Raw genomic sequence first — 24,058 nt, 5'->3', positions numbered from 1 at the left:
CGCGCCGAACGTTCTCAGCGAGTTAGCTTCATGGCTAATAGTTTAGCCAAGGTTAAGTTGTTGCGTAGTAGGAAATGTCTATCGGGAGGGCGGTTGCTGCGCTATGACGAGATTGGCTATATTGGCTCGATGACCGATACCCCAGACAACGCAGGCACTTATCGCCTCTGCAAGGCGGATGCCCTGCCGCCCAGCGACCAGCATGCACAGCAGTACGCTGCCGTGCGCAATGCCCATGAAACCGAATTGCTCGAGGATTACGTGGAGCTGATCGCCGACCTGCTGCAGCACCAGGGGAGGCGCGCTCGACCGACATCGCCGTGCGCATGGGGGTCAGCCAGGCCACGGTGTCGAAGACGGTGGCGCGGCTCAAGAGTCTGGGATTGGTTTCCAGCAAGCCCTACCGTTCGCTGTTTCTGACCGAGAAGGGCGAGGCGATGGCGGCCATGTCGCATCAGCGTCATGCCATCGTTTTGCAGTTCCTGCGCGACCTCGGTGTCAGCGACCGAACCGCACGCATCGACGCCGAGGGCATGGAGCACCATGTCAGCCAGGAGACTCTCGACATCATGCAGCGCTTCTCACGCGAGCGGGAGCGCCACGGTACCTGAGCCGGCAGGCGTCCTGCCGCTACCTATTCCTATTGCACCCGTCACCTCGTGCCTTTACCCCGTCATCTCGACACCGCAAAGGCCCGCGCCGCCGCCTCCGGGTCCGGCTGGCCGCAGATCGCCGACACCACGGCCGGGCCCTGAGCGCCGGCTGCCCTCACCTGGCCGGCATGTTCCGCCTTGAGCCCACCGATAGCCACCGCCGGCAGCGGACTGGCCGCCACCAGCGCGGCTAGGCCCGCGAAGCCCAGTGGAGCGGCGTGATCGCGCTTGGTCGAGGTGGCGAACACCGGGCCGAGGCCGAGGTAGTCGAGCGCAGACGGGTCGAGGTGGGAAAGCTGCTCGTGATTCTGTACGGAAAGGCCAAGGATGGCACTTTCGCCCAGTGCGTCCCGAGCGGCGGCCAGGTTGCCGTCGCCCTGGCCGAGATGCAGGCCGTCGGCGCCGCTCTCCACCGCTACCGCCAGGCGGTCGTTGATGATCAGCGGCACGCCGCTGCCGGCCAGCGCCGCCTTGAGCCGCCGGGCCTGCTCGATCAGCTCGCCGTCGGAGGCGTGCTTGTCACGCAGCTGAACGATGGTGACACCGCCGCGCACCGCGGCTACCACCGTCTCGACGAGACCCTGCCGGGCGCATAGCTGGGGGTCGGTGACCAGATAGAGAGAGAGATCGAGGGGCATGGCATCACCGGGGTAGGTTGGCAGTGCCTCATGTTACCTTGCCGCCGTGACGGCGTCAGGGGCGGGGCCGGCGGCGCCCAGGAAGCGCTCCTGCCAGTAGGCGATATCCAGTGGTACGCTGGTCACCTTGCGGCCGCTGCCGGGGGCGTGAATCATCTGCCCATTGCCGCGATAGATACCCACATGGGTGGCCTTGCGCCGGTCGCCGAAGAACAGCAGGTCGCCGGGCTGGGCGCGGCTGACGGCCGGCAGGGCGCGGAACTGCTCGTCGGCGGTGCGCGGCACCGGGATGCCCGCCGAGCGGTAGGCCATTTCCACCAGCCCCGAGCAGTCGAGCCCCTCCGGCGTGTTGCCGCCGAAACGGTAGGGGGTGCCCAGTGCGCCCTGCGCGGCCGACAGGATCAGCGCCCGCTCGATGGAAAGGCCGTCGCCCCCGGGGCGTGGATCATGGGTGGCCAGTTCGCGCCCGGCGCAGCCGGCCAACAGGGCCAGCATCATGACCATCACAACACCCTTCAGTACACCGCTCACCCCATCCTTTACCGCCAGTCGCGGCATTCGGCTCAGGGGTCGCCAGCAGGTCTCTCGCATCGCCCTCTGCTCCACAGGAGTACAGAAGACTAATGTAGCCTGAAGCGGCGGCGCTTCGCCATCAGTTGAAGGCGATTCGGGTGCCGTGGGTGAGCATCTCGTCGGGGGTCATGGCCCGGCCCGGAACCCCTATCATCTCATCGCCACACTGGTCAGCCCAGGTCAGGATGCCGTGGGTCAGACCGCACTCGCGCAGCAGGTCGCGAAGCTGGCCGGTGCCCCGGAACGTCAGGGTGTGGCCCTCGGCATCGGCCAGTGCGGTCACGCCACTGGCGTGGTGAAGGCGCACCGTATAGATGCCGTCCTGGGACTCGACTTCCACGATGGGCGTCAAGCCATGGGCGACGGCCCTGGCGAGCTGGTGATGGGTGATGCGGCTGCCCAGGGCGGGTTCTGAGGTAAACATGGGGTAGCTCTCCATCTTGTCTTTGTACAAGAAAAGTAGAGTATTCAGTGGCCGTGTCCAGCGATTTCCCCCGGTTTCCATGAATAATTTTACAGATGGGAAGGCTAATGTAGAACTTTTTGGGCATGGCCAGAACGCTTCCCTGCTGGAAAAAACGCAGGGAGCTCGCCATCATCGAAGCCTCACAGGACGACACGAGGAGGCAGGCATGAGCTTTAACGGAGAGCAGCATCCAGGCGTGCAGGCGCCCACCGCGGATTCACAGGGTTTTCGCCTCAACCACACCATGCTGCGGGTGAAGGACCCGGAGCGGGCGCTGGCCTTCTATACCCGCGTGTTCGGCATGCAGGTGCTGCGCCGCCTCGACTTCGAAGAGCTGGGCTTCTCGCTCTACTTCCTGGCCAAGCTGGAGGAGGGCGAGGCGGCACCCGAGAACCCGGGCGAGCGCACGGTGTGGACCTTCCGCCAGCAGGGGCTGCTCGAGCTGACCCACAATTGGGGTACCGAGAGCGAGGAGGACTTCGCCTACCACGATGGCAACGCCCAGCCTCAGGGCTTCGGCCATATCTGCTTCTCGGTGCCGGATCTCGATGCCGCCGAGGCGTGGTTCGATGCCAATGAGGTGGAATTCATCAAGCGCTCGGACCAGGGCAAGATGAAAGATGTGGTGTTCGTCAAGGATGCGGACGGCTACTGGATCGAGGTAGTCCAGGCCGACCGCCTGGCCCAGTTGGGCGACTGACCGCCCCCTGTGGGAGAAGGCCTGGCTCTTTGCCGGTGCTTTGTGAAGCAGCTGGGCGGCCTCGTACTCGTCAATAGCCGGTCATTTCCAGATAGCCGATGCCCAGATGGTCGCCGCTCTCGGCGTCGCGGGCGATCACCTCGCCCTCCCAGTAGGCCACGCTGGTGTCCATCCAGCGCTCGGAGTGGGGCGCCTCGACGATCATATCCAGCCCGGCGCGCGGGATCTCCAGGCGCCAGCGGGTCGGCACCTCGCGCCCTGCCACGCGCTGGGTGGCCAGCGGCGTCATGCCGATCTCGTCCGGGGCCAGCGCGGTGGGCTCGCCCTCGGGGTCGATCCAGGTGCCGGAGCGGTAGTCGCCGCCGTCGGCGCCGCCGCCGCGCAGCTGGAAGGCCATCAGCTTGTGGCCGCTCGTCAGGTGCAGCGAGAACCAGTCCCAGCCCTGCTGCTCGGGGCCCAGCAGTTGGCTGCTCCACTCGCGGTCGAGCCAGCCGCGCCCGCTCACCGCGCGAGTCTCGCCGTCCAGGGTGACCTCGCCTTCCACGCGCCAGAACGGCTGGCTGTAGTACATGGAACCTTGGCCGTCGGCGGATTTCTGGCTGAAGCCCCCACGCCGTGCAGCACCAGCGGCCCTCGGCAACCAGAGTCAGGTCATAGCCGAAGCCGCCGTACTCGTCGTCCTGCCGGGCTGTCAGCTGTAGCTCGGTGAAGGTGTCGCCCGGCGCGTCTGAGGTATCGACGCGAGTGGCCAGCTGCCAGTGGTCGATCCAGGCGCGGAAGGGCTCGGCCACCGCGCCCGCCTGGCCGTCGTCCTGCCCGGAATGGCTGCGGGCGAAGCGCTCCGCCACCCGGTGGGTCTCACCGCGGGAGACCGCCATGTGTGCCATCCACAGCTGGTCGGCGGCCCAGGGAGCGGGTTCGGGGCGTTCGTCCGGAGGAGTGAGCGCCTGGCGGAACAGAGTCCACTGCAGACCCAGCGGCTCGCCGCGTTCGTCCTCGAGGTTGGCGGTGAGGTACCACCACTCGATGCGGTAGTCCGGGTGGGCGGCGTGGTCCTCGGGGAAACTCAGGCGAATGCCCTCGTGGGCCTGGGCGAACTCGCCGGCTTCCTGGCCCAGCCCGGCGAAGCCGGCGGTCTCGCCGGGTGGCGATTCCTCGGCGCAGCCCGCCAGCCAGAGCGCCGCCAGCAGCGCGGCCAAGATGGCGATACGCCTCATGTGGCCTCCTCCGCCAGCAGGGCGCGGGGCGGCGCGCGCCACAGCTTCGTTGCCGGCAGCGCGGCGGCAGCCAGCGCCACGCCTACCGCCGTGGCCAGCGTGAGGGCCATCTCACCGGGGAAGACATGCAACGGCAGGCGCCAGCCGAAGGCCGCCACGTTGATCACCGCCACCAGCCCCAGCGCCAGCAGCGTGCCCAGCGGCAGCGCCAGGGCGCCGACCACGAAGGCCGCGCCGCCGAGCTGCGCCAGCTGCACCGTCACCAGCCGCTGGCGCGGTACCCCCAGCGCCCACAGCGGCGCTAGCTGAAGGCGGCGCTCGCGGGCCTGGGCCAGCAGGCTCGCCAGCAGCGCCAGGGCGGCCACTGCCAGGGTCAGCGCGGAGAGCGCCCGGGTGATGGTGAAGGTGCGCTCGAAGATGCCGGTGGCGATACGCTTCACCTCGCGCTGATCCACCAGCTCGTCGCCGCCGATGGCGAAGTGCTGGCGCAAGCCAGCTCTCAGCGCGGCCCCGTCGCCGCCCGGCGCCAGCACGATGCCGATGGAGCCCGGCGGGGCGGCGAAGCGGCGGGCGAGTTCCGGGGTGGCCAGCAGCACTTCGCCGCGGGTGTTGCCGTAGTCGGGGTAGACGGCGGCGACCGGCAGAACCGCTTCTCCGCCCGGCGCCGTCAGGCCGATGCGGTCGCCCGGGGCGAGTCCCTCGGCGATGGCGAGCTGCTCGTTGACGAAGGCCGCCTCACCCGCGGCGAAGGCCTGCCAGGCGTCGTCGCGGCCGGCCCGGGTCGCCAGCAGCGGCCAGCTCGGCAGCAGCGCCGCGCCGGGGGTGATGCCGTAGACGCCCACCGGCAGGGCCAGTTCGCGCGTGTCAGCGTCGTGCTCCACGGTAACCAAGGTGCCTTCGCTGCGGCGGGTGGGCAACAGCTCGGCGACCTCGCTGTGCTCGGCCAGCCAGGCGTGGATGTCGTCGTGCTGCTCGACGGGCGGGCGCAGGTAGAAGTCCGCCACCAGGCGCTGGTCGAGCCAGTCGAGAAAGGTCAGGCGAAAGCCGCCGACCATGCTGCTCACGCCCAGGTTGGCGGAGAGCGCGATCAGCAGCGCCATCATCGCCAGCGCCAGTCGCGGCAGCTGCAGCTGCAGGTCGGCCAGGGCCCATTGGGCCAGGGGCGGCGCTGCAGCAGTCGACCGAGCCCGGCCAGCAGCAGGGCGATCAGCGGCGGCAGCCATAGGGCGCTGGCCAGCAGCAGCGCGGCGACCAGGCCGAAGCCGGCCAGCAGTCCCTCGCCCGGCGGCTGCCAGGCGAGCCACAGCCATAGGGCCAGACCGCCCAGGGCCACGGCGCCGCCCGCCGCGCTCATCAGCTTGAGCTGACGCTGAAAGCCGCTGCGCCAGGCCTGGGCCTGGCCCAGCCCCAGTACGCTCAAGCGGGCCGCCCGCCACAGCACGCCGCTGCCGGCCAGCAGCAGCCCGCCCAGCGTCACGGTGAGCCCGCCGAGCCAGTAGTGCCAGGGCAGGTTGAGCGTGACCGCCACCTCGGCGCCGTAGAGGCTACCCAGGGTGGCCGCCACGTCGGGCTGCAGCACCCGGGCCAGCCACACGCCGCTGACGATGCCGGCCAGGGCACCGACGACACCCAGCAGCAATAGCTCCAGGGCGAGCAGCCCGACCAGCCCGCGCCCCGACACCCCCAGGGCGCGTAGCGTACGCAAGAGCCCCAGGCGCTGCTCCAGGGCCAAGCCCAGCGCCGCCTGTACGATGAACAGCCCCACGACCAGCGCCAGCAGCGCCATGGCGGTGAGATTGAGATGGAAGCTCTCGGTCAACTGGCCGGGCGAGACCAGGGTGGCCGCCCGGGTCAGTACCAGCCCTTCCGGGGCCTGTTCGAGCGCCTCGGGGGCGGTGACCAGGCGGGTGATGCGCTCGCCGCTGTCGAGCAGCGTCGCGGCGGCGGCGATGTCCATCACCAGGGTATCGGGGGGCAGCATGGGGGCCAGAGTCAGCGGCGGCAGCCGGCCCTCGACCAGACCGGCCAGGCGCGGCTCGGCGCCGGGGCCTCGCGGTGGCTCACGCCCAGGGCCGGCAGGGTATCCGGGGCGACACGGGTCTGCCACGGTGGCGTGAGGAAATCGGTGAGTTCACCGGCGCTGCCCGCCGCGGCGAAGGCGTTGTCGCCGGGCAGGGTGAAGGGCTCGATGCCGATCACCGTCAGTCGGGTGCCGTCGGGGGCTTCGATGCTGCCTTCCAGCAGCGGCGAGACGGGCAGGCCGGCGCGGCGCAGGCGCAGGTAGTCGTCACGGGTCAGCGGCTCGCCGTCGCGGCGCTCCAGGCGGTCGAGCCCGGTGGTGAACAGCGCCTCGGCGCGGGCGTAGCTGTCGCGGGCCGAGGCGTTGATCGCCTGCACGCCGCTCCACAGGGCGCTGGCCACCCACAGCCCCAGCAGCAGCATGGCGAGCTGGCCTGGGTGGCGCTTGTAGTGGGAGAGCAGGGTGGCGAAGGCGGTCAGCATGCAAGTGCCCTTTTCCTTCCAGACACGTGCATGTAACGCGGCCGGCCCCGCAATGGAGTGAAAACTAATATCACAGGCTTTATCATCCGGGTTCATCCATGGCCAGCCCACGCCCCGCCTATTCTATCGAGCGCTTCTACCAGGACCATCATGACGGGTCGCAGGGCTGGCTGCATCCTCGCGCTGGCCTCTAGTCTGATGGTCGATAAAATGGGTTGGGCTGAACCTTGAGACTGCTGCGCTACGTCTACTCCCGACTCTCCGAAGACCTGATGCTGCTGGCGCTGGTGCTGGCGTTCCTGGCCTTGATTGCCATGATGCCGGAGAAGTGGCGCCTGCTGCCCCAACTGGTCGAATGGCCTACCATCGCCATCCTGGCTGGCCTGATGGTGCTGAGTCGCGGGCTTGAAGAGAGCGGCGCACTGGCGCAGGCAGGGCGTTGGCTGCTGGTAAACATGCACAGCGAACGCCGGCTGGCCCTGGCCATGGTGCTCTTCGCCGCGCTGCTGTCCGCCGTGATTACCAACGACGTGGCGCTCTTCATCGTCGTGCCGTTGACCGTCAGCCTCGGCAACATGGCGCGGCTGCCTATCGGTCGCCTGATCATCTTCGAAGCGCTGGCGGTAAACGCCGGCTCGGCGGTCAGCCCCATCGGCAATCCGCAGAATCTCTTCCTGTGGCAGCTGTCGGGCGACAGCTTCATTACCTTTCTCGTGGCCATGCTGCCCATCGCCGGCTGGATGCTCGGGGTCCTGCTGCTGCTGACCGCCGTCGCCTTTCCCGGCCGTCGAGTGGACGTGAACCTGGACATGACGCGCACCCCCGTTCACTCCCGGCTGTTTCGCGTCTCGCTGCTGTGCTACCCGCTGTTCCTGTTGCTGGTGGAGTTCGGGCTGACGCTGTTGGCGCTTGCCGGGGTGCTGGTACTGTTCCTGCTTTGCTGGCGGCGGGTGCTGCTGGGAGTGGACTGGCTGATCCTGGCCATCTTCATCCTGATGTTCATCGACCTGGGCCTGCTCGCCCAGTTGCCCTTCATGACGAAGGTGGCCGATGGCCTGATCGCTCTGCCCGGCGGCGAGGTCACCGGGGCGGCGCTGCTCTCGCAGCTGATCTCCAACGTGCCGGCGGCCATCTTCCTGGCTCCTTCTCCGAGCAGTGGTACTGGCTGGCCTGGGGCGTCAACGTCGGCGGCTTCGGTCTTGCCGTCGGCTCGCTTGCCAATCTGATCGCCCTGCGACTCAGCCGCCAGCGGGGGCTCTGGGTGGCCTTCCATGCCTGGTCGATACCGATGCTGCTGGTCAGCCTGTTGGGAGCTTTCTTGCTGCTAGCCGTGCTCGGTTGAGAAGTCCGTCAGCCCAGCCGCCCGTGGGTGAGACGCAGGCAGCGGTCGAGCGGTGCCGCCACCTGGGCGCTGTGGGTCACCATCAGCAGGGCGCTGCCGGCCTCGCGTACCAGTTCCAGCAGCAGGGCCAGCACCTCGCCGGCGGTAGTCTCGTCGAGGTTGCCGGTGGGCTCGTCGGCCAGCAGCAGGGCGGGGCGGGGCGCCAGCGCCCGGCCGATGGCCAGGCGCTGCTGCTGGCCGCCGGATAGCTGTTCAGGGTAGCGCCGTTCCAGGCCGGCAAGGCCCAGTCGCTGCAACAAGTGCGCCGACCACTCGGTATTGTCGCACCCGGCCAGGCGCGCCTGCAGGCGCAGGTTGTCGAGTACGTTCAGGCTCGGCATCAGATGGAACTGCTGGAACACCAGGCCCAGGGTGTCGCGGCGCAGGCGCGCGCGAGCCGGCTCGTCCAGCGCGGAGATCGAACGTCCGGCAAGCAGCACCTCGCCGCTGTCCGGCAGATCGAGACCCGCTGCCAGGTGCAGCAGGGTTGACTTGCCGCTGCCGGACTCGCCCATCAGTGCCAGACTCTCGCCGCCGCGCAGTTCGAGGTCGACGCCCTCCAGCACCGCAAGCGGCCCCTGGGGCGTGGCGTAGGTCTTGTGAACCTGGCGAAATTCGAGCATGGCGGCTCCCGTCGACGTTGCGGCGATGATGCCAGGGTTGCAGAGTATCCCACCAAGGCAGCGAGTAACTTACCATGAGCGCGCGGCGCGATGTCGCCAGGCTAAGCCGGAGGGAGGCGAGAGTGACCGTCACGGTGTCCATGCATTTCGTCAACGAGCTGTTTCGCGGCGTGCCCGAGAGCGAGGCGGCCCGCGAGGGCTATCTCGCCCGCGCGGGGATATCGCCGTTCCTGCTCGCGGCGCCGCATGGGCGGGTGACGGTGGAGCAGTTCGCCACGCTCTACCGGCTGCTGGTCAACGCCTGCGACGACGAGACGCCGGGCTTCTTCGCCCGACCGCTGCGCGGCGGCACCCTCAAGCTGCTGTGCCTGAGCGTGCTGGAGGCGCCGACGCTGAAGGTGGCGCTGCACCGCTATACGCTGTTCTTTCGCATCGTGCTGGACGACCTGGGCTACGAGTACGGCATCGAAGAGGGGCTGGCGCGGGTGGCGCTGGTGGAGCATCGGCCCCCGGCGGGCAGCCGTATCCTGGTGCACGAGCTGATGCTCAAGCTGTTCCACGGCATCAGTTCCTGGATGATTGCGCGCAAGATCCCGCCGGTGATGATGGAGTGCGCCTATGCCCAGCCGGCCCACAGCGCCGACTATCTCTACCTCTACCCCGGCAAGGTGCTGTTCGACCGCCCGGTGACCGCCATGTACTTCGATGCCGCCCTGCTCGAACAGCCGATCCGCCAGACCAAGAAGCACCTGGGTGCCTTCCTGCGCCGGGCGCCGGCCGACTGGTTCTACGTCTCCTTCGAGGACCGCGTGGTGTCGCATCGGGTGCGGGAGCACCTGGCGCGTCATCTGGCCACCTCGGGCTCGGTGCATGACGTGGCCCGGGCGCTGCACATGTCGGTACGCACCCTGTCGCGGCGGCTGGCCGCCGAGGGCACTCACTTCCAGGCGGTGAAGGACGAGTTCCGGCGCGACTTCGCCATCCAGGCGCTGACCCGCTCCGAGCGGCCGCTGCTGGCGATTGCCGACGAGCTGGGCTTTCGCGACATGGCCTGCTTCAGCCGCGCCTTCAAGGCGTGGACGGGCAACTCGCCCGCCGCCTATCGGCGGGCCAGCGCCTCTCTGCTTCGGCCCGGCTGACGGCCTCGGCGCTCAGGCGGGTTCGACCTTGGCCTGGTCGCGCGCCAGCTCCTCGCGCCTTGTCCAGCGGCGATAGAACAGGGTGGCGATGGTGGAATTGATGACGATGAACAGTGAATACATCACCGGCATCAGCAGGATCAGCTGCTGGGTCTCGTCGGCGAAGGTCATGATCACGATCAGCGCCGCCAGCGGGCCGTTCTGAATGCCGGTTTCCAGCGACACCGTCCTGGCCTTCTGCGGATTGAGCCGCAGCGCGCGCGAGAACAGGTAGCCGAAGGCGAAGCCGATGACGCCGATCAGGATCACCGCGGCATAGACCTCCCAGCCGGTCTCGACCAGCAGCCGCCAGTTCCGCGGTGCCCAGGTGAGCACCAGGAAGAGAATGACGATGGCGCCGAGGATGCCGCCCATCAGTTCGATGACGGCGCCGACGTTGGCGTTCCGGCGCCGCAGCCACATGCCGATGAGGGTGGGAATCAGCAGCACGAAGAGCAGCCGGGCGATCTGGTCCGGCGGGATGCGGAAGGCGTCGTCGATGCCCTGGGTATAGAACTCCATCAGCAGCGGCACCAGTGACGAAGCCGGCCAGGGTGGAGCAGATGGTCATCATGATGCTCAGGCTGAGCAGGCTTTTCGAGAAGTAGGCAAAGATGTTGGAGGTGGTGCCGCCGGGCATGCAGCCCACCAGCACCAGGCCCACCGTCTGCTCCGGGGTCAGGTTCAGCAGGCGCGACAGGCTGAAGGCGATCAGCGGCATCAGCAGGTACTGCGAGGTGAAACCCACCCCACGGCCTGCGGGTGGCGCAGGGCCAGGCGGAAATCCTTGAAGGTCAGCGACGACCCCATGCCGAACATGATGATCACCATCATGATGGACAATAAACTCTCTTCCAAAGGGCTCAGCATGGTTGTGCTCCCGCCTTGTGGTTGGTCAATCGATGAACGACCCGCGAGGGTCAGCTGCCGGTCACCCTGGCGCGCACTTCCTTGCGCAGCACCTTGCCCACCGGCGTCTTGGGCAGCTCTTGCCAGAACACCACCTTCCTTGGCACCTTGTAGCCGGCCAGCTCCTGCTTGCAGTGGGCGATGACCTCCTTCTCGCTGATGCCTTCTTCGCGCAGCACTACGTAGGCATGTACGGCCTCGCCGCTTTGGCTGTCGGCCACGCCGATCACCGCCGACTCCTGCACCTGCGGGATGCGGGCGATGCACTCCTCGACCTCGTTGGGGTACACGTTGAAGCCGCTGACCAGGATCATGTCCTTCTTGCGGTCGACGATGCGGAAGTGGCCGTCTTCGCTCATCACGCCGATATCACCGGTGTAGAACCAACTCTCCTTGATCGCCTCGGCGGTCTCCTCTGGCCGGTTCCAGTAGCCCTTCATCACCTGCGGCCCGCGCACGATGATCTCCCCGGCTCGCCGACGGCCACCGGCTCGCCCTGCTCATCGACCAGGCGCACGTCGGTTTCCGGCGCCGGAATGCCGATGCAGTCGGGGCGCTCCTGGCCAATGGGGTTGAAGCAGACCACCGGCGAGGTTTCGGTCAGGCCATAGCCTTCCACGATGGGGCTGCCCACGGTGGCTCGCCAGCGCTCGGCCACCGACCTGTGCAGCGCGGTGCCGCCGGCCAGCGCCACCTTCATGGAAGGGGGCGGATAGACGGTGAACCACTCCTCGTTGAGCAGGGCGTTGTAGAGGGTGTTGACGCCTGAAATCCAGGAAATAGGGTAGTTGTCGAAGGCGCGCTGGCAGTTCTGGATCGGCCGTGGGCTGGGCACCAGCACGTTGTGCGCGCCCTTGTGGTAGAAGGCCAGCAGGTTCACGGTGAAGGCGAAGATGTGATAGATCGGCAGCGCGGTCAGGATGCACTCCTTGCCCGGCTCGATATGGCCGCCGGCCACCGCGTCGACCTGCTCCAGGTTGCTGATCAGGTTGCCGTGGGTCAGCTCGGCGCCCTTGCTCACCCCGGTGGTGCCTCCGGTGTACTGCAGCAGGGCGGTATCCGCGCGGGTCAGATGCTGCCAATACTCACGAACATCGATGCCGGCGGCTTTCGCTTCGCGCCCCTGGCCAGCGCCTGGTCGATGCCATCGACCTTCAGTCGGCAGCGTGGAATCATCCGGTTCCAGTACTTGAGCACCAGTTGCAGGATCCCCTTACCATCGGGGGAAACCACTGGGCCAGCGAGGTCACCACCACCTGCTTGATCTCCGTTTGACCGATGATCGCCTCCAGCTTGTCGACGTAAAGGTCGGCGATGACCAGCGCCTGCGCCCCGCTGTCGTTGAACTGGTGCGCCATCTCCCGCTGGGTGTAGAGCGGGTTGACGTTGACCAGGATGCAGCCGGCCTTGAGGATGCCGAAGGCCACCACCGGCACCGTCAGGCAGTTGGGCATCTGCACAGCCACCCGGGTACCGGGCGCGAGCTTGAGGCACTCGCGCAGATAGATGGCGAAGGCGTCCGACATTTCCTCGACCTCGGCATAGCTCAGGCGGCCGTTCATGCCGTTGGGCATGCAGGTGGTGAAGGCAGTTTGCTGACGGTAACGCTCGCCCGCGGCCTGGAGCAGGGAGGGCAGGCTGGCGTGGTGAGTAGGCAGGCTGGCGCCGGTTGCATGTGCTGCGGAAAGGGCGGCGGAGTAATGGCGCATCCAGGGTTTGTTATCGTAATTATCGGCAATGGACATGGTGGGCCTCGGGTGAAGGGCCTGGCCGCGCACGGCCGGGGTTCCTCCCGGCGCCTTGGCGCGGACGCTTTCCTCACCATAACCAACTCTAGCGTTGAAACAGCGGCGCCTGGGTTGCGGTGGGCTGCCTCGCGCCCTGGCGCCGCTGCCCGGCTCACACTTCCTGGCGAATGCGCTTCTTGTCGAGCTTGCCCACGCTGGTCTTGGGGATCTCGTCGACGCAGCGTACGAAGGAGGGAATCGCCCAGCGGTTGATGCGGCCCTCGTCGACGAAGCGTTCGAGGAAGGCCTTTATCTCCTCGGCCTGCGGCGGGTGGTTGAGGTCGCTGGACACCACCAGCGCCGCCGGGCGCTCGCCCCACTTGTCGTCGGCCACGCCGATCACCGCCACCTCCGCGACGCCGGGGAACTGGCCGATCAGGTTCTCCAGCTCCAGTGAGGAGATCCATTCCCCCGGTCTTGATCACGTCCTTGATGCGGTCGCGGATCTGCAAAAAGCCGCGCGCGTCGATCACCGCCACGTCGCCGGTGTGCAGCCAGCCGTCGCGCCACAGCTCCTCGCTGCGGGCCTCCTCCTTGTAGTAGCCCTGGGTGAGCCAGGGTGCACGCACGCGTACCTCACCCACGCTTTCGCCGTCGTGGGGCAGCGGGTTGCCGCTTTCGTCGACCACCTCCAGATGTACCAGCGGTACCGCGACACCCGCCTTGCAGCGCCACGGCAGCTGGGTGGCGAAGTCGGCCTCGTTGATGTCCCGCGGCAGGATGTCGGCGGTGAGCAGCGGGCAGGTCTCGGACATGCCGTAGGCGCTGCGGGTGTCGATGCCCAGCGCCCAGGCCTTCTGCGCCAGCGGCTGGGTCAGGGCGCTGCCGCCCACCAGCACCTTCCAGCCGGTGAGGTCGACCTTGCCCGACGCAATCGCCTCGGCGCCGACCACCATGTTGAGCAGGGTCGGCACGCAGTGGGAGAAGTCGACCTTCTCGCCCACCAGCAGCTTGACCAGCATCTCCGGCTCGTAGCGCCCGGGGTAGACCTGGGTGGCGCCCATCAGCGTGGCGGTGTAGGGCACGCCCCACGCATGCACGTGGAACATCGGCGTGATCGGCATGTACACCTTGTCGCGGTTGAGCAGCTCGAAGCCCGGCGTCTGGAAGGTGTTGGCCTCGCCCAGGGTGTGCAGGACCAGCTGGCGGTGGGTGAAGAACACGCCCTTGGGGTTGCCGGTGGTGCCGGTGGTGTAGAACAGCGTGGCCACCGCGTTCTCGTCGAAGGTGGGGAAGTCGTAGCGGCTGGGCTGCCCGGACAGCAGCGCCTCGTATTCGCCGACCAGGGGCAGCGAGCTCTGCACCTCGGCAGGGGCGTCTTGGCACAGCAGGTAGCCGCGGATGCGCGGCAGGCGCGTTGCCAAGGGCTCGAGCAACGGCACGAAGTCCTCGTGCACCAGCACGAAGTCGTCCTCGGCGTGCTCCATGGTGTAGTGGATCTGCTCCGGCGACAGCCGCACGTTCACCGTATGCAGCACCGCGCCGAGCATGGGGATGGCGAAGAACGCCTCCAGGTAGCGGTGGCTGTCCCAGTCGAGCACCGCCACCACGTTGCCGGCCTTGACGCCCTGGGCCGTGAGCGCATGGGCGAGCTGGTGCACCCGCTCGCGGAAGCGGCGGTAGTCGTGGCGGCTCAGGTCGCGGTAGACGATCTGGTTGTCGCCCGCCATGCGCACGCCCGAGTCGAGCAGCTCGCCGATCAGCAGCGGCGGATTGGTGGCGGAGGGCGTGGCGGGCAGGATCTTCGGCGTGACGTGGTTCATGGGCGGTTCCTTGTATTTGTTTTCACTCTGCGGCAGGTCGTGCCTCGATCAGGCGCAGCGTTCGATGAGCAGCGCGATGCCCTGGCCGCCGCCGATGCACAGCGTGATCAGCCCGTAGCGACCGCCGGTACGCTCCAGTTCGGCCAGCGCCTTGATGGTCAGAATGGCGCCGGTGGCGCCGACCGGGTGCCCCAGCCCCACGGCACCGCCGTTGGGGTTGAGCCGCTCGGCGGGGAAGTCGAGTTCCTGCGCCACCGCCATGGCCTGGGCGGCGAAGGCCTCGTTGGATTCGATCACGTCGATATCGGCAATGCTGAGCCCTGCCTCGTCGAGGCAGCGGCGCACGGCGGGAATCGGCCCCAGGCCCATCACGCTCGGCTCGACCCCGCAGTGCTGCCGCAGATCAGCCTGGCACGGGGCGTCAGCCCGCGGCGGGCGGCCTCGTCGGCATGGGCCAGCACCAGGCTGGCGGCGCCGTCGTTGATGCCTGAGGCGTTGCCGGCGGTGACCACCCCTCCTTGGCGAAGGCGGGCTTGAGCCGGGCGAGATCCTCAAGCGTGACGCCGTCGCGCACGTGCTCGTCGCGCGCGAACTGGCGCTCGTTCTTACCCTCGCGCACCGTGACCGGCACGATCTGCCCGTCGAAGCGGCCCTCGGCGATGGCGCGAGCGGCCTTCTGGTGGCTCTCCAGGGCGAAGCGGTCGATGGCCTCGCGCTCGAGCCCGCAGCGCTTGGCGATGTTCTCGGCGGTGACGCCCATGTGGCCGCTGCCGAAGGGGTCGCTGAGGATACCGAGCGTCAGGTCGGTGACGCTGGCGTGGCCCATGCGCAGGCCGTTGCGCGCCTGGGGCGGCAGCAGGTAGGCGCCGCGGCTCATCGACTCGGCGCCGCCGGCCAAAGCCAGGCGGCTGTCGCCGAGCACGATCTGCTGCGCGGCCGAGAGGATCGCCTGCACGCCGGAGCCGCACAGGCGATTGACGTTGAACGCCGCTGCGCCCTCGGGCACGCCGGCCTCCAGGGCAATGTGGCGGGCCAGGTAGGCGTCCTGCGGGCCGGTGGTAATGATATGGCCGTAGACGGCGTGGTCGATCTCGCCGGCCTCGACGCCGGCACGGGCCAGCGCCTCGCGGGCGGTAACGGTGCCCAGTTCATGGGGGCGAGCCCGGCCAGGCTGCCGCCGAAGCTGCCGATGGCGGTGCGCGCGCTGCCGAGAATGACGACGGAATCGAGCCGCATGGTGTTCTCCTCTCTTCCTGAATTAGCTTCTTGAATTGCCGTAAGCAAGCGATCAGGCGGCGTCGCTCTTGCCGAGCAGCGAGCGGGCGATCACTTCCTTCATGATTTCCGAGGTGCCGGCGTAGAGGGTCTGCACGCGGGCATCCAGGTAGAAACGTGAAATCGGGTATTCGCGGGTATAACCATAGCCGCCGAACAGCTGCAGGCAGGCGTCGATGGTGCGGCACTGCATCTCGCTGAGCTGCAGCTTCAAGATGGCGGCGTCGGTGGGGCTCATCTCGCCCTGGCGGTGCTTCGTTACGCACTGCTCGAAATAGGCGCGGCCCATGTCGATCTGGGCGCGCACCTCGGCCAGGGCGAAGCGGGTGTTCTGAAAGTCGCCCACGGCGCGGCCGAAGGCGCGGCGCTCGCGCACGTAGTCGAGGGTCAGCGTCAGCGCGCCCTCCATGGCGCCCAGCGCCTGGGCCGCCACGCCGAGGCGCTCGCGGGGCAGCTCCTGCATCAGGTAGGCGAAGCCGGCCCTTCCTCGCCAAGCAGGGCCTCTTCGGGCAGGCGCAGGTCGTCGAAGAACAGCTCGGCGGTGTCGCTGGCGTGCTGGCCGATCTTTTGATCGGCTGGCCGCGGGAGAAGCCGGCAAGCGTGGTGTCGACCAGGAACAGCGACACGCCGCGGGCACCGGCGGCAGGGTCGGTCTTGGCGCAGACGATCACCAGGTCGGCCACCTGGCCGTTGGTGATGAAGATCTTGCTGCCGTCGAGCCGCCAGCCGTCGTCGGTACGGCTGGCACGGGTCTTCATCGCCGCCAGGTCGCTGCCTGCGCCGGGCTCGGTCATGGCGATGGCGCCGATCGCCTCGCCGCTGGCCATGGCCGGCAGCCAGCGTTCGCGCTGGGCCGGCGTGGCGATATGCAGCAGGTAGGGCATGACGATGTTGGCGTGAATGTTGTAGGCGCTGGCCAGGCCGCCGAAGCCCTGGCGCGAAATCTCCTCCAGCGCCAGCTGAACGATGGCGAAGTCGGCGGCGCTGCCGCCCAGCGCCTCGGGCAGGTCGATGCCCAGCAGGCCGGCCTCGCCGAGCTTGTGCCACAGCGAGCGCGGCATCTCGCCGGCGGCCTCCCACGCCTCGTAGTGGGGCGCCACTTCCTGTTCGAGGAAGCGGCGGATGGTGTCGTGGAACAGCGGCGTCAGGTCGTCTTGCGGTGCGGTCATGGGTCAGCCCAGCTCCTTGCGCAGGTGGCGCTTGAGAATCTTGCCGGCGGTGCTCTTGGGCAGGGCGTCGGCGAACAGGATGCGCTTGGGCACCTTGTAGGGCGCCATGTGGGCCTTGGCGTGGGCGATCAGCGCCTCTTCGCTCACCTCCATGCCCTCCTTGGGCACCACCACGGCGGTGATCGCCTCGATCCACTTCGCGTCGGGCAGGCCGATCACGGCCACCTCGGAGACGGCAGGGTGCTTGAACAGCCCCTCTTCCACCTCGCGGCTGGCCACCACCACGCCGCCGGTGTTGATCACGTCCTTGATGCGATCGACCACGTAGAGATAGCCCGCCTCGTCGAAGTAGCCCACGTCGCCGGAGTGGAACCAGCCGCCGGCGAAGGCTTCCTCGCTCATCTCGGGCTTGTCCCAGTAGCCGGTCAGCAGCTGCGGCGAGCGGTGCACGATCTCGCCGTGCTCGCCCGGCGGCACGTCGTTCATCTCCAGGTCGACCACGCGGGTCTCCACGGTGAGGATGGGGCGGCCCGCGGATGCCGGGCGCTCGGCGTGCTCCTCGGGGCGCAGTACGGTGGCCAGCGGCGCGATCTCGCTCTGGCCGTAACAGTTGTAGAGCCCCACGCCGGGCAGGCGCTGCTGCAGTTCCTCGAGCACCGGCACCGGCATGATCGAGGCGCCGTAGTAGGCCTTCTTCAGCGTGGAAAGGTCGAAGGTGTCGAAGTCGGGGTGGCGCAGCAGGCTGATCCACACCGTGGGCAGGGCGAAGAACGACGCGATGCCTTCGCCGGCGATCTGCGCCAGGCAGTCGTCGGGCATCGGCGCCATGCGCAGATGCACCGGCGCGCCGAGCAGCAGCGCCGGCATCAGGAACACGTGCATCTGCGCCGAGTGGTAGAGCGGCAGGGCGGCCAGCATCGGCTCATCGCCCTTGATGTCGAGCTCCACCATGCAGGCCATGTACTCGGCGAGCAGCGCCTGGTGGGTCATCATCGCCGCCTTGGGGGCCGCCGTGGTGCCCGAGGTGTAGAGCAGTTGAGCCAGGCTGGCGCTGTCGACCTCCACCTCCGGCTCGCTGTCGTCGCTGGCTTCGTCGAGGGCCGCCTGAAGCACGTCGAAACCGGTCCCGCCTTCGGCGTGCAGGGTGCCGGAGAGTGAGAGGCCGAGCCCTTCGCTGGCCTTGGCCACGTTGTCGGCCAGGCTCAGGTCGCTGAGCAGGCCGCGAGCGCCGGACTGCTCGAGGATGTAGCGCAGCTCGTCGGCGCTCAGCGCGAAGTTGACCGGCACGTGCACCAGGCCGGCGCGGGTGGCGGCCAGCCAGGCGATCACGTAGGCATCGGAGTTCTTGCCGTAGGCGGCCAGGCGGTCGCCCGGGGCCAGGCCCGATGCCAGCAGGCGGTTGGCGACCCGGTTCGCCGCCCGGTTCAGCTCGGCGTAACTCCAGCGCCGGCCCTCGAAGACCAGCGCCAGCTTGTCGCCGTGCTTGCGCGCGCTGCGGCTGAGCGCGGCGCCGATGGTGTTCTGCTGGATTCTGTGCGAGAGGCTCATGGCGTTCCTCTTGTCATTGTATGGGCTGCGAAAGGGCGGCGTGAGCGTTCAGGCGCCGTTGACCAAGTGGCACTGGCTCTCCGACAGCGGGCGGAAGGCCTCTTCGGCGGGAATGGTGCGCACCACGCGGAACAGGTCGTTCGCGTTTTCGGACTCTTCGGGGCTCTTCACCTCGACCAGGTACATGTCATGCACCATACGCCCGTCCTCGCGGATGTAGCCGTTGGTGGCGAAGATATCGTTGATCGGCGTCTCGGCCATCTGCCGGCGCACGGCCTGGGCTTCGTCGGTGCCGATGGCATCAACGGCTTGCAGGTAGTGCAGGGTGCTGGAGTAGAGCCCGGCATGGACCATGGTCGGCATGCTGCCGGTACGCTCGCGGAAGCGCTCGGCCCAGGCGCGGGTCTCGTCGTTGAGGTCGTAATACCAGGCTTTGGTGAACTGCAGCCCCTGGGCCGCCTCCAGGCCGATGCTGCGCACGTCGGTGCTGAACAGCACCATGCCGGCCAGCACCTGGCCCGCCTGGGTGATGCCGAATTCGCCCGCCGTGGTGATGGCGTTGATGGTGTCGGAGCCGGCGTTGTTAAGGGCGATCACGTCGGCGCCCGATGCCTGCGCCTGCAGCAGGAACGACGAGAAGTCGTTGCTGGGGAAGGGATGGCGCGCCTTGCCCACAATGGTGCCGCCGTTCTCGACCACCACGCGCTCGACGTCGCTCTCCAGAGCGTGGCCGAAGGAGTAGTCGGCGCTCAGCAGGTACCAGTTCTTGTGGCCCTCCTGGGTGATCGCCTTGGCGGTGCCGTTGGACATGGCCCAGGTGTCGTAGACCCAGTGGATATGGTTGGGCGAACAGCTCTCGTTGGTCACGCCCGAGGAGACGGCGCCGTTGACCAGCCCCAGGCGGTTCTCCTCTTCCAGCAGCCGCACGGCCGCCAGCGTCACGGAAGAGGCCACCAGGCCGGTGACCATGTCGATATTGCGCTCGTCGATCCAGCCGCGAACGATGCTCGAGCCTACGTCGGGGCTGTTGCGGTCGTCGGCGCTGAATACCACGACATTGGCGCCCGCCGCGCGGCCGCCCATGTCGTCGATGGCCATCTGGATGGCATCCAGTCCCATGGGGCCGATGGGGTCGCGATAGGGGCCCGACATGTCGGCCAGGTAGCCGATGCGGATCTCGTTGTCGGTAATCTCGGCCTGCACGGCCTGGCCGGTAAGCATGATGGAGGCGGCGAGCGCACCTAGGGTAAAGCGGCGTGTCATTGTCATCGTATGGCCTTGGCTTGTTGTTGTGATGTAGCGGCGACCCCTGTTCAGCGGCTGTGGATAAGCCTGTGAACAAGCCGGTGAACCGCTGTGCATACGCTGTGGGCGCCGAAGAACTTCGCTCGGCTGCCCTTGGAGTGCTCGTTCATGGTAGGAGGAAAGCGGCCTGGCAGGTTTACGCATCGCGCCACTCTTTTTGCAATTCGTGCCATCCCGATGCTGAATTTCTCCGCCTAGACTTTCGTCCAATACGCCGACCTACAAGGCGATAGCGTTCGCCTTTGATTTATTGGTGAAAAATCAGCGGTATACGAATCAATTGGGCAGTGGGCTCAACGGCGGTAAGGAAGGGGTGGGCAAATCGTGCCACGTTTCGTGGTGTCGCCTGGTGGTGGCGGCGAAGTTGCGCGCAGCAAAGGGGCGCCAGGGCGCCCTTTCCAGCCGGCATGGTCTCGCCTCAATGGCGATGCCCGTGGCCATGGTCATGGCTATGGTCGTCATGCCCGTGGTCGTCATGCCCATGGTCGTCATGCCCATGGTCGTCATGACCATGGTCGTCATGACCATGGTCGTCATGCCCGTGGTCGTCATGACCCGGCTCGGCCAGCGCATCGTGCAGCACCTGGGCGTTGTGGCGCATCATGCCAAGGTAGGTGCTGGCTTCGCCTTCCGCGGACAGCGCATCGGCGTAGAGCGTGCCGGCAATGGGCAGGCCGGTTTCCTCGGCGAGCTGGTTGATCACCGCCGGGCTGGTCATGTTCTCGTGGAACAGGGCGCGCACGTTCTGCTCGCGAATCACGTCGATCAGGCGTGCCATGTCGGCGGCGCTGGGGTCGGCCTCGGTGGAGAGGCCGACCGGCGAGAGGAAGCGCAGGCCGTAGGCGTTGGCGAAGTAGCCGAAGGAGTCGTGCCCGGTGATCACGCTGGTGGAGGCGGGAATTTCGCCCAGCAGCTCGCGGATCTCGCGGTCGGTGGCTTCCAGCTCATTGATGTAGCGCTCGGCATTCTCGCGATAGGCGGCTTCGTTGTCCGGATCCGCTTCGATCAGTCCTTCCAGGATATTACCGACGTAGACCTTGCCCATGGCCAGGTCCTGCCAGGCATGGGGATCATAGTCGCCATGATCGTGGTCGTGGTCGTCATGGCCGTAGTCGTCGTGGTCGTCATGGCCATGATCGTGGTCGTGGTCGTGGTCGTCGTGGTCGTCATGATCATGGTCGTCATGGTCATGGTCATGGTCATGGCCGTGATCATGGTCATCGTGGCCGTGCGCGTGGCCATGGTCATGGCCGTGGTAGTCCAACCGGTCGATGCCGTCGGTGGTGGTCACCAAGGGGCCGCGATAGTCACTGGAGTCGATCAGCCGCTCCATCCAGCCTTCGAACAGCAGGCCGTTGAACACCACCAGGTCGGCGTCGGCCAGGGCACGTGCGTCGCGGGGGTGGGCGAGAACACATGGGCATCGCTATCGGGGCCGACCAGCGAGGTGACCTCGACATGATCGCCGCCGACGTTCTGCACCATGTCGGCCAGGATGCTGAAGCTGGTGACGACCTGGATGCGTTCGGCAGCAATGGCGGCGGGCAGGGCCAGCATGGCGGAAGTGCCGATGATCAGTGCGGGGGTCAGGTGTCGCATGGGGGCTCCTTGATTGGGTGGTTTTCCGTTTGCTCAATGGGGCTCGGGCGCTCCGAGCGGCACGGCGCGCCGTTGCAGCCTCGCCATCAGGCTGTGGTGGCGGCCGAACAGCGCCGACAGCATGTAGCCCACCCCGCCAACAGGATGATGGCCGGGCCGGAGGGGATACTGAGGTGATACGACAGCAGCAGGCCTCCCAGGCTGGCCAACATGCCCAGCACCACGGCAATGCCGATCAGGCCTTCCAGGCGCTTGCTCCAGAACCGTGCGGTGGTGGCCGGTAGCATCATCAGGCCCACCGCCATCAGCGTGCCCAGGGTCTGAAAACCGGCGGTGAGGTTGAGCACCACCAGGCCGAGAAAGATGCCGTGTACCAGCCCGCCCTGCATGCCCTGGCCGCGCAGGAACAGCGGGTCGAGGCACTCCACCACCAGGGCGCGGAAGATCAGCGCCAGGGTGATCACGATCACGCTGCTGATGGCGGCGATCAGCAGCAGCGCGGTGGTGTTCACCGCCAGGATCGAGCCGAACAGTACATGGGTGAGGTCGACGCTGCTGCCGCCCAGCGAGACCAGCATGACCCCCGCGGCCAGCGAGATCAGGAAGAAGCTGGCCATGGCCGAGTCTTCGCGGTGGCCGGTCATCTGCGACACACTGCCCGCCAGCATCGCTACCAGCAGCCCTGATAGCACGCCGCCCAGGCTCATGGCCGGCAGCGAGAAGCCGGCCAGCAGGAAGCCCAGCGCCACGCCGGGCAGGATGGCGTGGGCCATGGCGTCGCCGATCAGGCTCATGCCACGCAGCATCAGGAACACGCCCATTGGCGGTGCCGCCAGCGACAGGGCCAGGCCGGCCACCGCCGCGCGGCGCATGAAACCGTAGTCGAAGGGCGCGATCAGCCATTCATGCAGCAGATCTAGCATGCGCCCACCCCCGGCAAGCCCAGGGCAAGGCGCGCCGATTCCGCGGCAGTCGGCCGGCTGTGCAGCACCGCCTGAGCCGTGGTCCATTGCGCGTGGCCGTGGCTCAACACCACCACCTCTTCGGCCAGGCGTGCGAGCTGCTCCATGTCGTGCAGCACCACGATGATGGTGGTACCGGCAGCAGCCATTTCACGCAGCACGTTCATCAGCACCTCGACGGTTTCGATATCCACGTTGGCGAACGGCTCATCGAGCAGCAGCAGTTCCGCTTCCTGCATCAGGGTGCGGCCGATCAGCGCACGCTGGCGCTGGCCGCCGGAGAGCTCGCCCAGCGGGCGGTGTGCCAGGTGCGAAATGCCCAGCCGTGCCATCACTTCGCGCCCGCGCCGATAGTGGCGGGCACAGTAGCCCTTCAGCGCGCCGTGGCTCGGCCAGCTGCCGGTCATCACCAGCTCTTCCACGCTCATGGGGAAGGTGAGGTCAAGTGCCAGCTGCTGCGGCAGCCAGGCGCGGCGCTCCTTGGGCACCGAGCAAAGCACCCGACCCGCCACCGGGCGCAGCATGCCCATAATGCCCTGGATCAAGGTGCTCTTGCCGGCGCCGTTGGCGCCCACCAGGGCGGTGATGGCGCCATCGCGGAAACGCCCGCTAACATGTTCGAGCACGGTGCGGTTGGCCTGGGCGAGCTGCAGATCTTCGAGCACCAGGCGGGAAACGATGGGTATCGGCATCAGCCCCACCATCCTGCCGCCCAGGAAACGGCTAGCCAGAGCATGCCCAGCGGTATGGCCGCGAGCAGCAAGCGGCGCTTGGCGGAAAGCGACATCAAGGAAAAGTGGCAGGGCCCCTCGGGCCGATGCCGGTGCGTGCGGTGTGCCATCGGTTGGCCCTCGCAAAACCAATTAAGATATAACATAACAAATTGACCGAATGAATGGGAGTCTCACGGCCTGAAGAACTCCCTGACGGCATTCCTCGGGCGGCACAGTATGCGGATTACAGCGCAAAAGGAAACCGCCTTTGGCAAGTTACCACCCTGCCGCCCCTGCGCCGGGATGGCGCGTGGCCAACTCAATACCGCAGCGCCACCCCAGCTGATTGGGCGCTACCAGCAGCGCGTACTCGCCTTCCAGATGTACATCCCCCAGCGAGAGCCGGGCCGGCTGGAAGCGGTTGATCGCCACCGTGGCTTGGCGCGGCTGGGTCTGCAGCTGCAGCTCGCTGACCAGCATGCCCGTGGCGAAATGGATCGCCCCGTCGCGGCCGCGGCCGTCGCCTACGCCGATCAGCAGGCCCGAGGCGGTGTTCACTGCCAGCGACCCTAGCCGCGCCTGCAGGCTGCGGCGCTGGCGCTCTTCCTCGGCCACCGCCTGCAGCAGCCGGCGGGCGCTTTCGATATTGCCATCACCCGTGCGCAGCTCGCGGTAGGCCGCCGGGTGCGGCTGGCGGTCCATCAGCGTTCCGGCCAGGGCCAGCGCCGACTTCACTGCGCCTACCCGGGCATCGTAGCGGGTGTCACGGTTATCCGACTCACTGGCCTGGTAGACGTTCACGGCCAGCGTCGTGGCATACACCCCTGCCCAGCCGTACTGCCATGCGTTGGCATGGCGCTCGCCACGGGCCAGCGCGTCTTCATAGGCCTGGTACTCCGCAGAGGGGCTGGGCCAGCGCCGGAACGGCCAGGGCAAGGCCCAGCAACAGTGCGGCAAGAATGGCAACCGGACGAATCCTCGACATGGCGATCTCCAAGGCAGGGGGAGGGCAGGGGCACAGCACCAAAGGGCTCGTCAAGGAGAGTAGCACCGACGGTGACCGGCCGATAACGAGCGCGTAAAGTGCATACATCGCC

The 24,058-nt window shown here is 67.5% G+C and carries 20 protein-coding genes and 8 pseudogenes; 4 read left to right on the top strand and 24 right to left on the bottom strand.

The features are described from left to right. The first annotated feature begins 129 nt into the window (after positions 1–129). Positions 130–611 (top strand): annotated as a pseudogene (mntR, locus tag ACUDAL_RS14955) (manganese-binding transcriptional regulator MntR). Between the two features lie 62 nt (positions 612–673). Here the strand turns inward: mntR and thiE are convergent. The 3 genes from thiE to ACUDAL_RS14940 form a co-directional block, all read right to left on the bottom strand. Then, the gene (gene thiE / locus ACUDAL_RS14950; protein ID WP_444678671.1) at positions 674–1,291 is read right to left on the bottom strand and encodes a thiamine phosphate synthase; all 618 of its coding nucleotides are present in this window, start codon (positions 1,289–1,291) and stop codon (positions 674–676) included. Positions 1,292–1,324: 33 nt separating this feature from the next. Continuing rightward, a complete protein-coding gene (locus ACUDAL_RS14945; RefSeq protein WP_444679401.1) occupies positions 1,325–1,795 on the bottom strand; it encodes a C40 family peptidase in 471 nt (156 codons plus the stop codon). Positions 1,796–1,943: 148 nt separating this feature from the next. Continuing rightward, complete coding sequence (locus ACUDAL_RS14940; RefSeq protein WP_444678670.1) at positions 1,944–2,288, bottom strand: DUF6482 family protein; 345 nt, start codon at positions 2,286–2,288, stop codon at positions 1,944–1,946. A 208-nt stretch (positions 2,289–2,496) separates the two neighbouring features. On the opposite strand from ACUDAL_RS14940, the gene gloA reads away from it, so the two are divergent. Then, positions 2,497–3,030: a lactoylglutathione lyase gene (gloA, locus tag ACUDAL_RS14935; RefSeq protein ID WP_444678669.1), complete on the top strand. Its 534-nt coding sequence runs from the start codon at positions 2,497–2,499 to the stop codon at positions 3,028–3,030. A gap of 70 nt (positions 3,031–3,100) precedes the next feature. On the opposite strand, the gene ACUDAL_RS14930 is transcribed toward gloA, so the two are convergent. The 5 genes and pseudogenes from ACUDAL_RS14930 to ACUDAL_RS14910 all read right to left on the bottom strand — a co-directional run bounded on the left by ACUDAL_RS14930 (position 3,101) and on the right by ACUDAL_RS14910 (position 6,749). Continuing rightward, the gene (locus ACUDAL_RS14930) at positions 3,101–3,601 is read right to left on the bottom strand and encodes a lipocalin family protein (protein ID WP_444678668.1); all 501 of its coding nucleotides are present in this window, start codon (positions 3,599–3,601) and stop codon (positions 3,101–3,103) included. A 118-nt stretch (positions 3,602–3,719) separates the two neighbouring features. Then, positions 3,720–4,247 (bottom strand): annotated as a pseudogene (locus tag ACUDAL_RS14925) (lipocalin-like domain-containing protein); the annotation flags it as partial. Then, positions 4,244–5,302, bottom strand: a complete 1,059-nt coding sequence (locus ACUDAL_RS14920) for an FtsX-like permease family protein (RefSeq protein ID WP_444679400.1) — start codon at positions 5,300–5,302, stop codon at positions 4,244–4,246. The pseudogene ACUDAL_RS14925 and the gene ACUDAL_RS14920, both read right to left, overlap by 4 nt. A 44-nt stretch (positions 5,303–5,346) precedes the next feature. Continuing rightward, positions 5,347–6,228, bottom strand: coding sequence for an FtsX-like permease family protein (locus tag ACUDAL_RS14915; protein ID WP_444678667.1), 882 nt, complete (start codon positions 6,226–6,228; stop codon positions 5,347–5,349). Between the two features lie 11 nt (positions 6,229–6,239). Then, positions 6,240–6,749 (bottom strand): hypothetical protein, encoded by a 510-nt coding sequence (locus ACUDAL_RS14910; protein ID WP_444678666.1) that lies wholly within the window; start codon positions 6,747–6,749, stop codon positions 6,240–6,242. A 227-nt stretch (positions 6,750–6,976) separates the two neighbouring features. Here ACUDAL_RS14910 and ACUDAL_RS14905 point away from each other — a divergent pair, with 227 nt between their 5' ends. Further along, positions 6,977–7,975 (top strand): SLC13 family permease, encoded by a 999-nt coding sequence (locus ACUDAL_RS14905; protein ID WP_444678665.1) that lies wholly within the window; start codon positions 6,977–6,979, stop codon positions 7,973–7,975. 124 nt (positions 7,976–8,099) lie between these two features. On the opposite strand, the gene ACUDAL_RS14900 is transcribed toward ACUDAL_RS14905, so the two are convergent. After that, the gene (locus ACUDAL_RS14900) at positions 8,100–8,753 is read right to left on the bottom strand and encodes an ABC transporter ATP-binding protein (RefSeq protein ID WP_444678664.1); all 654 of its coding nucleotides are present in this window, start codon (positions 8,751–8,753) and stop codon (positions 8,100–8,102) included. A gap of 122 nt (positions 8,754–8,875) precedes the next feature. On the opposite strand from ACUDAL_RS14900, the gene ACUDAL_RS14895 reads away from it, so the two are divergent. Then, positions 8,876–9,892 (top strand): AraC family transcriptional regulator, encoded by a 1,017-nt coding sequence (locus tag ACUDAL_RS14895; protein WP_444678663.1) that lies wholly within the window; start codon positions 8,876–8,878, stop codon positions 9,890–9,892. A 12-nt stretch (positions 9,893–9,904) separates the two neighbouring features. Here ACUDAL_RS14895 and ACUDAL_RS14890 read toward each other — a convergent pair whose 3' ends face one another. The 15 genes and pseudogenes from ACUDAL_RS14890 to ACUDAL_RS14820 all read right to left on the bottom strand — a co-directional run bounded on the left by ACUDAL_RS14890 (position 9,905) and on the right by ACUDAL_RS14820 (position 23,897). Continuing rightward, positions 9,905–10,465: a bile acid:sodium symporter family protein gene (locus ACUDAL_RS14890; RefSeq protein WP_444678662.1), complete on the bottom strand. Its 561-nt coding sequence runs from the start codon at positions 10,463–10,465 to the stop codon at positions 9,905–9,907. 61 nt (positions 10,466–10,526) lie between these two features. Beyond that, a pseudogene (locus ACUDAL_RS14885) lies at positions 10,527–10,652 on the bottom strand (transporter); the annotation flags it as partial. Further along, positions 10,652–10,801: a hypothetical protein gene (locus ACUDAL_RS14880; protein ID WP_444678661.1), complete on the bottom strand. Its 150-nt coding sequence runs from the start codon at positions 10,799–10,801 to the stop codon at positions 10,652–10,654. The pseudogene ACUDAL_RS14885 and the gene ACUDAL_RS14880, both read right to left, overlap by 1 nt. Before the next feature lie 50 nt (positions 10,802–10,851). Then, positions 10,852–11,298 (bottom strand): AMP-binding enzyme, encoded by a 447-nt coding sequence (locus ACUDAL_RS14875; RefSeq protein WP_444678660.1) that lies wholly within the window; start codon positions 11,296–11,298, stop codon positions 10,852–10,854. Next, positions 11,280–11,861: an AMP-binding protein gene (locus tag ACUDAL_RS14870; RefSeq protein ID WP_444678659.1), complete on the bottom strand. Its 582-nt coding sequence runs from the start codon at positions 11,859–11,861 to the stop codon at positions 11,280–11,282. Before ACUDAL_RS14870 ends, ACUDAL_RS14875 begins: the two co-directional genes overlap by 19 nt. Positions 11,862–12,012: 151 nt before the next feature. After that, complete coding sequence (locus tag ACUDAL_RS14865; protein ID WP_444679399.1) at positions 12,013–12,402, bottom strand: AMP-binding protein; 390 nt, start codon at positions 12,400–12,402, stop codon at positions 12,013–12,015. Between the two features lie 337 nt (positions 12,403–12,739). Beyond that, positions 12,740–14,390: pseudogene (locus ACUDAL_RS14860) on the bottom strand (fatty acid--CoA ligase). Between the two features lie 48 nt (positions 14,391–14,438). Further along, positions 14,439–15,626 (bottom strand): annotated as a pseudogene (gene bktB / locus ACUDAL_RS14855) (beta-ketothiolase BktB). A gap of 52 nt (positions 15,627–15,678) precedes the next feature. Beyond that, positions 15,679–16,834: pseudogene (locus tag ACUDAL_RS14850) on the bottom strand (acyl-CoA dehydrogenase family protein). 3 nt (positions 16,835–16,837) lie between these two features. Further along, positions 16,838–18,382 carry an acyl-CoA synthetase gene (locus tag ACUDAL_RS14845; protein WP_444678658.1) on the bottom strand — a complete coding sequence of 515 codons (1,545 nt, stop codon included), beginning with the start codon at positions 18,380–18,382 and terminating at the stop codon, positions 16,838–16,840. A 48-nt stretch (positions 18,383–18,430) separates the two neighbouring features. After that, entirely contained in the window at positions 18,431–19,651 is a 1,221-nt protein-coding gene (locus ACUDAL_RS14840; RefSeq protein ID WP_444678657.1) for an ABC transporter substrate-binding protein, read from the bottom strand. 454 nt (positions 19,652–20,105) lie between these two features. Then, a pseudogene (locus ACUDAL_RS14835) lies at positions 20,106–21,286 on the bottom strand (metal ABC transporter solute-binding protein, Zn/Mn family). A 33-nt stretch (positions 21,287–21,319) separates the two neighbouring features. Then, positions 21,320–22,209 (bottom strand): annotated as a pseudogene (locus ACUDAL_RS14830) (metal ABC transporter permease). Continuing rightward, the gene (locus ACUDAL_RS14825) at positions 22,203–22,940 is read right to left on the bottom strand and encodes a metal ABC transporter ATP-binding protein (RefSeq protein ID WP_444678656.1); all 738 of its coding nucleotides are present in this window, start codon (positions 22,938–22,940) and stop codon (positions 22,203–22,205) included. The pseudogene ACUDAL_RS14830 and the gene ACUDAL_RS14825 overlap by 7 nt, the downstream one beginning before the upstream one ends. Before the next feature lie 297 nt (positions 22,941–23,237). Next, positions 23,238–23,897 (bottom strand): hypothetical protein, encoded by a 660-nt coding sequence (locus ACUDAL_RS14820; protein ID WP_444678655.1) that lies wholly within the window; start codon positions 23,895–23,897, stop codon positions 23,238–23,240. Positions 23,898–24,058 lie beyond the last annotated feature (161 nt).

The sequence above is a fragment of the Halomonas sp. E19 genome (assembly GCF_052439355.1).
In the GTDB taxonomy this organism is placed as follows: Bacteria; Pseudomonadota; Gammaproteobacteria; order Pseudomonadales; family Halomonadaceae; genus Halomonas.
The sequence above is the reverse complement of the archived record's forward strand: the minus strand, read 5'-3'. Positions and strand labels throughout refer to the sequence as shown.

Coding starts and splice junctions, on each gene's coding strand:
- thiE (WP_444678671.1), bottom strand. CDS start 1,291: ATGCCCCTCGATCTCTCTCTCTATCTGGTCACCGACCCCCAGCTATGC.
- ACUDAL_RS14945 (WP_444679401.1), bottom strand. CDS start 1,795: ATGGTCATGATGCTGGCCCTGTTGGCCGGCTGCGCCGGGCGCGAACTG.
- ACUDAL_RS14940 (WP_444678670.1), bottom strand. CDS start 2,288: ATGTTTACCTCAGAACCCGCCCTGGGCAGCCGCATCACCCATCACCAG.
- gloA (WP_444678669.1), top strand. CDS start 2,497: ATGAGCTTTAACGGAGAGCAGCATCCAGGCGTGCAGGCGCCCACCGCG.
- ACUDAL_RS14930 (WP_444678668.1), bottom strand. CDS start 3,601: ATGTACTACAGCCAGCCGTTCTGGCGCGTGGAAGGCGAGGTCACCCTG.
- ACUDAL_RS14920 (WP_444679400.1), bottom strand. CDS start 5,302: ATGGTCGGCGGCTTTCGCCTGACCTTTCTCGACTGGCTCGACCAGCGC.
- ACUDAL_RS14915 (WP_444678667.1), bottom strand. CDS start 6,228: ATGCTGCCCCCCGATACCCTGGTGATGGACATCGCCGCCGCCGCGACG.
- ACUDAL_RS14910 (WP_444678666.1), bottom strand. CDS start 6,749: ATGCTGACCGCCTTCGCCACCCTGCTCTCCCACTACAAGCGCCACCCA.
- ACUDAL_RS14900 (WP_444678664.1), bottom strand. CDS start 8,753: ATGCTCGAATTTCGCCAGGTTCACAAGACCTACGCCACGCCCCAGGGG.
- ACUDAL_RS14880 (WP_444678661.1), bottom strand. CDS start 10,801: ATGCTGAGCCCTTTGGAAGAGAGTTTATTGTCCATCATGATGGTGATC.
- ACUDAL_RS14865 (WP_444679399.1), bottom strand. CDS start 12,402: ATGAACGGCCGCCTGAGCTATGCCGAGGTCGAGGAAATGTCGGACGCC.
- ACUDAL_RS14845 (WP_444678658.1), bottom strand. CDS start 18,382: ATGAGCCTCTCGCACAGAATCCAGCAGAACACCATCGGCGCCGCGCTC.
- ACUDAL_RS14840 (WP_444678657.1), bottom strand. CDS start 19,651: ATGACAATGACACGCCGCTTTACCCTAGGTGCGCTCGCCGCCTCCATC.
- ACUDAL_RS14825 (WP_444678656.1), bottom strand. CDS start 22,940: ATGCCGATACCCATCGTTTCCCGCCTGGTGCTCGAAGATCTGCAGCTC.